The following is a 9,038-nucleotide window of genomic DNA, read 5'->3' on the forward strand; positions in this document are numbered from 1 at the left end:
CCATCGGCAAAAATATAATTTATACTAATAACGACCTATTTTAATAACGCTGCCACAAGGGGAGCATTTTGCTGAGAGTGAACAGACCTCTGTTCTGACCCTTTGAACCTGTTAGATAATGCTAGCGCAGGAATGTGGAATAAAAGGCAGAAGGCACCCTTCTGCCTGCTTGTTCTCCCTTGGGGTATCGTCATACTATGAAGGGGGATTTTTTTATGAAAAAATTGAGTTTGGCAGCCATGATTGAAGCTTCCTTTTTCGCAGCTTTTGCCATCATTTTAGATTTTTTGCCATCCATTAAATTATCACCATCGATTTCAATTTCGGCGGCCATGATTCCTATTTTCATCCTGGCATTTAGATGGGGCTTTAAAGTCAGTTTTATTGCAGGCCTATTATGGGGGATCCTGCAGATTGCAATGGGTGATGCCTGGATTGCTACACCATTGCAAGCCTTTATAGAATATTTTGTTGCTTTTGCTTTTATCGGCTTTGCCGGTTTGTTTTATCGTCCTATTCAGCATCAATTGCGCAATGGCAAAAAGAAAAACGCCATGGGATGGATTGTATTAGCTGTTTTTGCCGGAAGCTTTGCACGTTATTTCTGGCATTTCATTGCCGGGGTGCTTTTTTTCGGAAGCTATGCACCGGAAGGTATGTCACCGGTACTCTTTTCCTTCCTTGCAAATGGCGCAACCATGATAGGTGCAGCCGTTTTTTGTTCAATCCTGGCAGTATTTTTAATATCCTCTGCACCAAGGTTAATCCTTAGAAAAACAGATAAAGCCTTTACTTCTGATAAACTGGCTTCTTAAACATCAAACCTCTTTGGGCAAAAAACCAAAGAGGTTTTTTTATAAAAAGGGCAATTACTCGCAAAAATTGGGTATATTACTCAAATAAGGGAGTGATTGCTTTGTCAAATACAATGCAGGGAAGCATTATTTCAGGTGTATATGATGCAGAAGCAAGTGCCTTTGAAATCCATAAAGTTAAAAACTTTAGCACCCAGTCCGTTTTAAACAAAAGCCAATGTGAGAATTTGTATAATTATTTATCTCTGCATGAGGATGATGAAGACGGACAAATAATTACACTATATGATCAAATGCCTCTAATGCTTACAAGACAGGAAATATGCAGTTTAAAGAAGGATTTGGAAAACATAAAAAAACTATATCAATAAACCAGACGTTTTGCTGAATGCAAGACGTTTTTTTCTTTCCCTTAGGATGTGGCGAGGTATTGAGACCCCATATTCCAAAACCTCCGGAACGCAGTAGAAACATGATAAAAGAAAGTGCTTAATGGGATTCAACACAGTAAATAACTAATCTTCAAAAAAAATTGACAAATTTGTGACAAAAAAGTTTGACAAATTTGTGAACAAAGATAGAATATTTAGTAAAAGGGGATGTGTTAGTATGTATGAAAGACAGAAGAGGATCTTGAGATTATTTAGGAACATTACTGGAGCTGGCTTGTTTATTGGATTAGTCGTGTTTCTTTCAAGCTTTTTTGTAAGCGGTATCACAGGCCAATACATTTTATCAATTGGTTTAAGCATCATGGTTTCATCCATGCTGATTTTTGGATTCGGATTTTTTATTAATGTGATGGAAGAGATGACAGAGGGAAGCAAAGGAATAAGGCATTACAAATAAAAACCGGCCTCCAATGATAGGAGACCGGTTTTCTTCTAATGATTAATGGGCAGCATGCCCAGCCGTCAAAACCCAAATGGAACCTGCAACTACAACGATAACCATAAAGACGGCATAAATCATATTGATTAAATTTGTTTTTCCATCTTCGCCTTCCCTTAAGTGCATGAACATGAACAGCTGCATGCCAGCCTGAACAACGGCCAGTGAGCCGATAATCCACATAATTACTTTAAAAGACAGATTTGTTTTTAAAGCAATGCCTGCTGCTGCAAATGTGAGTACAAGGGAGGCAGCAAATCCAATGACATGGCTAATCGGGAAGCTTTTTGAATGCTTTTCCATTTAAGCCACCAATCCTTTCAAATACACAAATGTGAAAATAAAGATCCAAACTACATCAAGGAAGTGCCAATATAAACCGATAATGAACGTTTTTCTGGCTGTAGCGTGGGTAAGGCCCCTTTTCAGCAATTGAATAATAACCATAATTGCCCAGCCAATCCCTAACGTTACGTGGGCACCATGTGTTCCTAATAGCACAAACAAGCTTGAAAGAAAAGCGCTTGTCTGCATTGTTGCACCTTCATGTGTGTAATGGATGAATTCATTAACCTCCATGAACAGGAAGCCCGCACCAAGGGAAAGGGTAATCACAAGCCATGTAATTAGCCCTTTTAGATTATTGCGGCGCATTTCAAAGATCGCGATTCCCATTGTAAAACTGCTTGTTAAAAGAAGGACCGTTTGAATCATGACGTCCTTGATCACAAAAATATCTTTATGTGTCGGACCTCCTGCAAAACGTTCGTATAAAACGCCATACACTCCGAACAGTGTGGCAAATAGAACGATTTCGGCGCCGAGGAAAACCCAGAAGCCTAGGATATTCATTCTGTCCTGCTCGGTTTGATATTCAAGCGGCAAAGACGTATCCACTTTAGCTGACATGATCATGCACCTCTCCTTCCGTTTTTCTCCAAGCATTTTCTATTCTGTGAATTTCATCTTTTTTAACATGGTAGCCATCGTTATAATCGAATGAACGAATGATTAACCCTGCAAAAATGCCAATAGCAGCAACAGCAGCGGCAATATGCCATTCAAATACTAGGAGGAATCCTGCAATGCCAAAGATTACACCCATATATATCGGCAGCCAGGAATTGCTTGGCATATGAATCTCTTCAATTTCGCTGTCATAAAGCGTTAAGCCCTCATTGTTTTTCTTCATGTGCCAGAAAGGATCCAATGATTTAACTTCCGGCAGTTTTGCAAAGTTATAGAATTGGACTGGAGATGCTGTTGACCATTCAAGAGTTCTTGCATCCCATGGATCACTTGAAATGTTTCTGTCCGCATAGCGGATGCTCCAGTAAATGTTGTAGCAGAAAACTGCAAATCCAGCTGCCAATATAATAGAACCTATGGCGGAAAGCATGAATAACGGTGCAAAGCCTGATTCTGCAGAGTATGTGTATGCACGTCGAACTGCACCATTCAAGCCAAGGAAGAACATTGGCATAAAGGTTACATTAAAACCAATTACGAATAGCCAGAAATGCCATTTTCCGATTTTTTCGTTTAGCATAAAGCCGAACATTTTTGGCCACCAGTAGTAAAGGCCGGCAAATACCGCAAATACAACTCCTGGAATCAATACGTAATGGAAGTGGGCAACCAGGAATAATGTGTTATGGTACTGGTAATCCGCTGCACCCATTGCTAGCATAACGCCTGTAACACCGCCAATAACGAAGCATGGTACAAACGCCAGTGCCCAAAGCATGGCGGAAGTAATTTTGATGCGGCCTTTACGCATTGTGAACAGCCAGTTAAACATTTTAACTCCAGTAGGTATGGCAATTGCCATCGTTGTAATGGAGAAGAAAGAGTTAACAGCTGGGCCGGATCCCATTGTATAGAAATGGTGAACCCAAACCACCATACTTAAAAGTGCAATTCCAAGGATGGAAAATACCATCGATTTGTATCCAAACAATGATTTTCTTGAGAAAGTCGCAATAACCTCTGAGAAAATCCCGAAGGCAGGAAGGGCAACAATGTACACTTCAGGGTGTCCCCATAGCCAGAACAGGTTAGCCCAAAGCATATCCATGCCTCCGCCAGATACTGTAAAGAAGTGTGTTCCGTATAGACGGTCAAATGTCATCAATGCTAATGCAACTGTAAAAATAGGGAAAGCAGCCACAATTAGAATCGATGTAACAAAAGTAGTCCAAGTGAACATCGGCATTTTCATCAATGTCATGCCTTTTGTTCTCATTTTTAAAATCGTGACAATAAAGTTAATCCCTGTCATCAACGTACCTATACCAGCAATCTGCAGGGCAACTGCATAATAGTTATTTCCGATGCCGGGACTGAATTCCTTTCCGGCAAGAGGGAAGTAGGAAGTCCATCCTGCATCAGGAGATCCGCCTATTACAAACGAGATATTAAATAGCATCGCACCGCTGAAAAACAGCCAGAAGCTTAATGCGTTCAACTGCGGGAACGCAACATCACGTGCACCAATTTGCAGCGGAATTACCACGTTCATTAAACCAATCAGGAACGGCATTGCCATGAATAGGATCATAATGACTCCGTGGGTTGTAAAAATTTCATTATAGTGCTGTGAATCAAGAAATCCCATTTCAGGGCGTGCTGTTTGTGCTTTCATCAGCAAGCCATCCATTCCGCCGCGGAAAAACATCAGTACGGCAGAAATGATATACATAATTCCGATTTTTTTATGATCAACCGTTGTAAACCATTCTGTCCAAAGGTATTTCCATTTTTTCAGATAGGTGATTCCCGCTACTGCACCGATCATAGTTAAAAGAATTGCAATCTGTGAACCTAGTATTAGGGGATCTCCAGTTATAAAAAATTCATCCCATTTAATGCCCATGATGTCCACCTCCATGGTTATCTTCGCTTTCCTCATGGTCATTATGGCCATGATCTTCAATCACATTAGCATCATTGTTTTTGTAATTATCTTCTTCTTCAAACGTTTTGCCCTGATATCCATGGCCTCTGTATAGCTCAGGATTTGTGTAGGCCTTTGAATTCGGATCTGCATGGTTAACCCATTCCAAATGCGTGTTTGAATACGTAAGTCTTCCCAAGTGGGTAGGCTTTAGCAAGTCTTCATACTCAGCTTCTGTTAGCTTAGGCGCTGTCTTCTTAACGTCTTCAACCCATTGGTCAAATTCCTCATCTGTTTGAGCAAGTACTTCAAACTTCATATCCGCATAGCCGCGGCCATTAAAGTTTGTGTTTTGGCCTTCATAAGATCCAGGGTTATCCGCAACCAGGTACATTTCTGTTTCCATTTTTGGCATCGTGTACTTCTGTCCTCCAAGAGCAGGCACCCAGAAGGATTGCATTGTACTGGCGGATGTCATTTTAAACAAGACAGGCGTATCTTCAGGAATATTGACATAGTTAACAGTCTCAATGCCTTGCTCTGGATAGCTGAAAATCCATTTCCAGTCTGCAGAGGTAACATGTATCGTAATAGGTTCTTTTTCTTCATAGCCTTTAGGTGTTTCTTCAAGAGCATAAAGGGTTTTTACTGTCGGGATCGTTAAGGCAATAACAATTAAAATAGGGATCCCGGTCCAAATAATTTCAAGTAGCGTGCTGCCATGTTCTTCGGGCGGTTCATAGTCCAAATTTTCAGGGCGCTCACGATATTTCCAAACGATGTAGCCGAATAATCCAAATACAACTACAACCACAAGAAGCATCCAGATAAGGGACCAGTTTATTAATTCTGTTATGCTTCGTGCAACTGGGCCTTGTGGTTCAAACACAACCATATTGCATCCGCTCAGCACGAGTGGTAGCACTAAGGCTGTTAATAAGAGCACAAATTTCTTCATCAGAGTTTCATCTCCTTTTTAATCAGAAAGCTATTGTAAAATAATTCACATATAATGTGCGGTTTTTCACAAATTTGTCAAAAAAATATATAGCAGAAAAACCTGAACACACTTTTAACCTAAAATAAACATATTTATCACTGTGTAAATGATAATAACATGGCGAAAAAGAAAAAGTTGTGACAAAAGTTAGAAGGAAAAAAATGTTATCCTGACTATATCTAAATATTATTGCATAAATGCTTATGGAGCAGGGATTTTGCTAGGAAAAAGGATTTTTGAACAAATTATGAACTTTAAAAAGGCGGATATGGGATTTTAATTTTTAATAGGCTCATCAACTTCATAAAGGAAAAATCAAATTTTTTTGAAATTCGCTCAGGGAGAAGCAGTTGAACAAAATCATGCAGTCTGGTTTTTATCTTTTATGAATAAGCACTATTAAAAAGCTTTAGGGAAGGCGCGCTTTATAAAGTTAATAAAAGCCTTTTTATTGTAAAATACAGAATAGTGCAGTAACATGAATTAAAAAATGGAATGGCAGGGTGGAGGAAATGATTGACTTACGAAGCGATACAGTCACAAAACCTACAGAGGAAATGAGGAAGGCAGCATATGCTGCTGAAGTGGGAGACGATATTTATGGAGAGGATCCAACCGTAAATAAATTGGAAGAAACCGCTGCAGAGATCCTTGGGAAAGAAGCTGCCTTATTTGTTACCAGCGGGACGCAGGGGAATCAAATTGCTATATTGACGCATAGCCGCCCAGGAAATGAAATTATACTCGAGGCTGAAAGCCATATATTTTATTATGAGTCCGGGGCTGCTTCCGCATTCGGGGGAGTTCAAACAAGGACGATAAAAGGTGCAAGAGGTGCTATGGACCCTTATGATGTGAAAAATGCCATAAGAGGGGAAGACCAGCACTTTCCTGAAACTGGTTTGATTTGCCTTGAAAACACACATAACCGGGCCGGAGGTGCTGTTGTATCTATCGAAAATATGAAGGCAATACAAAAAGTTGCAAAAGAACATCAAATCCCTGTACATATTGATGGTGCCAGACTGTTTAATGCCGCTGCGGCATTAAACCAGCCAGCTGCAGAGCTTGCCGAACATTGTGATACTGTTCAAGTATGTTTATCCAAAGGATTGGGTGCCCCTGTCGGCTCCATTCTTGCAGGAAGCAGGGAATTTATCTCTTCAGCCAGAAAGTGGCGAAAAAGGCTTGGCGGGGGCCTGCGCCAGTCAGGAATAATAGCTGCTCCTGGATTGGTAGCTTTAACTCAGATGAGAGAACGCCTATATGAAGATCATGAAAACGCCAAATATCTGGCCGAGAAACTGAGTAGCATTGATGGTCTGCAGATAGTGAATCAAGTTGATACAAATATTATAGTAGCTGATGTTAAAGGACTTCATATAGATTCAGCCCAATTTGTTGAAAAATTAATGAAAGAAGGGGTTCTTGCCGGCACATTTGGTTCCTCTTATGTCCGATTTGTAACACATTATGATGTTTCACGAAAAGAAATTGATACTGCCATCGCAGCAATCCAAATTACTGCCGGATAAATAACTTTCTCTCCTCTGGTTATGTTTGTTTTACTTATTCTTGGATGAAATTAAATTTTAAAAAACGCATGTTGAAGCATGCGTTTTTTTACGTCCTTAAAGCCTCCTTTGCCAAACAGGGGCAAAATAGTGGTGGGTATTATGGAAATGGCTTTGATTCCAAATGCTGTGAAAAGGGGATCCATGGTGTATAGGCTGAAACCATGGACCGTAGGCTATCTGTGGAAAACCATAATAATGGGCGCCATTCATGCCTGTTACAATATATTGTCTCAAACTATCCCTCCTAACATGCTTACCAATAAATTATGCTGAAAAAAATGAAGTTCCCATAATATTTTCTCTATATTTCCATCTATACTTTCTTCTTAAATCCGCATGATAAAAAGGTAAAAAATTTTTCAAAAGGAGACAAACTGAAAATGAAAATGCTTTTAAAGAAACATTTTTTGTTAAGTGTTTTTTTTGTTCTATTGCTTGCTGCCTGCAACAATAACGTGACCAAGGCATGGATAACGGGGATTTGACAGGGGATAACCTGGAAGAGATCAGCAACACAAACAATGTCAATGTTGAGCGAGAAAGGCGCGGAAGTGCTCCGATAGAAATTCAAAAGGTCCAAAACGGCTATTTGACAATTGATCCGAATTCCTATAGTACATCAATGCCCAGCCAAAATTTCCCTCACAGCCAGTTAACTGACGATGGCGGCTTGCCTTTTTTCCAGTTTGGCGAAAACGAACAGCAAGAGCGAGGCATGGCTCCTGAACAGCCTGAAGGCGGCCAATATGCTCAGCCGTATGGGCAGGGGGGAATAGGCGGACAGCCTGAAGCACCAGCACCACGGGAGGAAACGGAACAGGCACCTGCAGCACAAGGTGACGAAATCAATGACTTTGAATCACGCGTGATTGAATTAACAAATGCAGAACGTTCAAAAAATGGACTTTCCGCCCTAAAAGCTGATAACCCATTAAGCAATGTCGCACAAGCAAAGTCTAATGATATGCAGCAAAAGAATTATTTTTCCCATAATAGCCCTACTTATGGTTCACCATTTGATATGATGAGGGATTTTGGTGTCACATATAATAGTGCAGGAGAAAATATTGCAATGGGTCAGCAGTCACCAGAAGAAGTTGTTCAGGCATGGATGGATAGTGAGGGACATCGAAAAAATATCCTGAATGGCACATTCACTCATATAGGAGTTGGATATACTGAAAACGGTTCTTACTGGACACAGATGTTTATCAGCAAATAAAAAGAAATCGGCTCAGCCGATTTCTTTTTTCTTTATTAAAGGTTCAAGCTGATTTTTAAGGTCATCAACAATCTCACTAATTGTAATTTGATTATCTGATTGCCCTTTATCAAGAGCAGACTCTAAAACCTTGGCAAAATCATTAAATTTCGCTTCCATCATTTATGCACCTTCTAACAAGAATTTAGTGTTGAAACTATTCCCTGTAAAAGATCTCATTAAACTTATAGTCACTATATACTATTTAATTTCAGCAGGTACGTGACAATTAGTGATCAAACGTTCATTTTGCATAAAAAAAATAGTTCAAAAATCGGTTTATCAATTGAACCGGACGGGTAATTATGATGCTAGACTAAAAAACGGACACGGTAAATTGACACTTTCGTTATAATGATTAACAAAGAACAATTAAAGGACGTGTCTAAATGGGGAAGCATTTTGATCTCGAATACAAAATACAGATTGCACAAATGGTCGTAGAAGATGGTAAAAAAGCAACTCAATTAGCGAGAGACCTAGATATTCCAGTCGGAACCATTAGGAACTGGGTTGATGCATACAAGAAAAAGAGTCAAAAGGGTTTCGTGGGGAGTGGCAATACGTCCCCTGAAATAAAGCCCTACAAGGACCTTCA

At 39.9% G+C, this 9,038-nt stretch carries 11 protein-coding genes, 1 pseudogene and 1 riboswitch; of the genes and pseudogenes, 6 read left to right on the forward strand and 6 right to left on the reverse strand.

Features of this window, described 5'->3' with window-relative positions; translation table 11 throughout:
* The first annotated feature begins 47 nt into the window (after window positions 1-47).
* Window positions 48-150: riboswitch (TPP riboswitch) on the forward strand.
* Between the two features lie 65 nt (window positions 151-215).
* The 3 genes from thiT (at window position 216) to L634_RS0109345 (ending at window position 1,664) form a co-directional block, all read left to right on the forward strand.
* Window positions 216-815, forward strand: coding sequence for an energy-coupled thiamine transporter ThiT (gene thiT / locus L634_RS0109335; protein ID WP_026582220.1), 600 nt, complete (start codon window positions 216-218; stop codon window positions 813-815).
* 92 nt (window positions 816-907) lie between these two features.
* Complete coding sequence (locus L634_RS0109340; protein WP_332249043.1) at window positions 908-1,186, forward strand: hypothetical protein; 279 nt, start codon at window positions 908-910, stop codon at window positions 1,184-1,186.
* A gap of 238 nt (window positions 1,187-1,424) precedes the next feature.
* A complete protein-coding gene (locus tag L634_RS0109345; protein ID WP_026582222.1) occupies window positions 1,425-1,664 on the forward strand; it encodes a hypothetical protein in 240 nt (79 codons plus the stop codon).
* Between the two features lie 42 nt (window positions 1,665-1,706).
* Here the strand turns inward: L634_RS0109345 and qoxD are convergent, their stop codons facing one another.
* From qoxD to qoxA, 4 genes are read right to left on the reverse strand one after another with little or no spacing between them, the layout of a single operon-like run.
* Entirely contained in the window at window positions 1,707-2,009 is a 303-nt protein-coding gene (gene qoxD, locus L634_RS0109350) for a cytochrome aa3 quinol oxidase subunit IV (RefSeq protein WP_026582223.1), read from the reverse strand.
* Window positions 2,010-2,615, reverse strand: coding sequence for a cytochrome aa3 quinol oxidase subunit III (gene qoxC, locus L634_RS0109355; protein ID WP_026582224.1), 606 nt, complete (start codon window positions 2,613-2,615; stop codon window positions 2,010-2,012).
* On the reverse strand, window positions 2,605-4,581 hold the full coding sequence (gene qoxB, locus L634_RS0109360) for a cytochrome aa3 quinol oxidase subunit I (RefSeq protein WP_026582225.1): 1,977 nt from the start codon (window positions 4,579-4,581) through the stop codon (window positions 2,605-2,607). The genes qoxC and qoxB overlap by 11 nt, the downstream gene beginning before the upstream one ends.
* Window positions 4,571-5,560 carry a cytochrome aa3 quinol oxidase subunit II gene (gene qoxA / locus L634_RS0109365; protein ID WP_026582226.1) on the reverse strand — a complete coding sequence of 330 codons (990 nt, stop codon included), beginning with the start codon at window positions 5,558-5,560 and terminating at the stop codon, window positions 4,571-4,573. The genes qoxB and qoxA overlap by 11 nt, the downstream gene beginning before the upstream one ends.
* 554 nt (window positions 5,561-6,114) lie before the next feature.
* On the opposite strand from qoxA, the gene ltaE reads away from it, so the two are divergent.
* On the forward strand, window positions 6,115-7,137 hold the full coding sequence (gene ltaE / locus L634_RS0109370; RefSeq protein ID WP_026582227.1) for a low-specificity L-threonine aldolase: 1,023 nt from the start codon (window positions 6,115-6,117) through the stop codon (window positions 7,135-7,137).
* 96 nt (window positions 7,138-7,233) lie between these two features.
* Here the strand turns inward: ltaE and L634_RS0109375 are convergent, their stop codons facing one another.
* Window positions 7,234-7,413: a hypothetical protein gene (locus L634_RS0109375; protein ID WP_026582228.1), complete on the reverse strand. Its 180-nt coding sequence runs from the start codon at window positions 7,411-7,413 to the stop codon at window positions 7,234-7,236.
* A 619-nt stretch (window positions 7,414-8,032) separates the two neighbouring features.
* Here L634_RS0109375 and L634_RS34270 point away from each other — a divergent pair.
* Window positions 8,033-8,401: pseudogene (locus L634_RS34270) on the forward strand (CAP domain-containing protein); the annotation flags it as partial.
* 12 nt (window positions 8,402-8,413) lie between these two features.
* Here the strand turns inward: L634_RS34270 and L634_RS33350 are convergent.
* On the reverse strand, window positions 8,414-8,563 hold the full coding sequence (locus L634_RS33350) for a hypothetical protein (protein ID WP_157452381.1): 150 nt from the start codon (window positions 8,561-8,563) through the stop codon (window positions 8,414-8,416).
* Between the two features lie 266 nt (window positions 8,564-8,829).
* Between L634_RS33350 and L634_RS0109395 the strand changes: the two genes are divergently transcribed.
* Window positions 8,830-9,038: transposase (locus L634_RS0109395; RefSeq protein WP_026582230.1), on the forward strand; the 209-nt coding region annotated here is incomplete at its 3' end.

Source organism: Bacillus sp. J33, from assembly GCF_000518885.1.
Lineage (GTDB): Bacteria > Bacillota > Bacilli > Bacillales > Cytobacillaceae > Cytobacillus.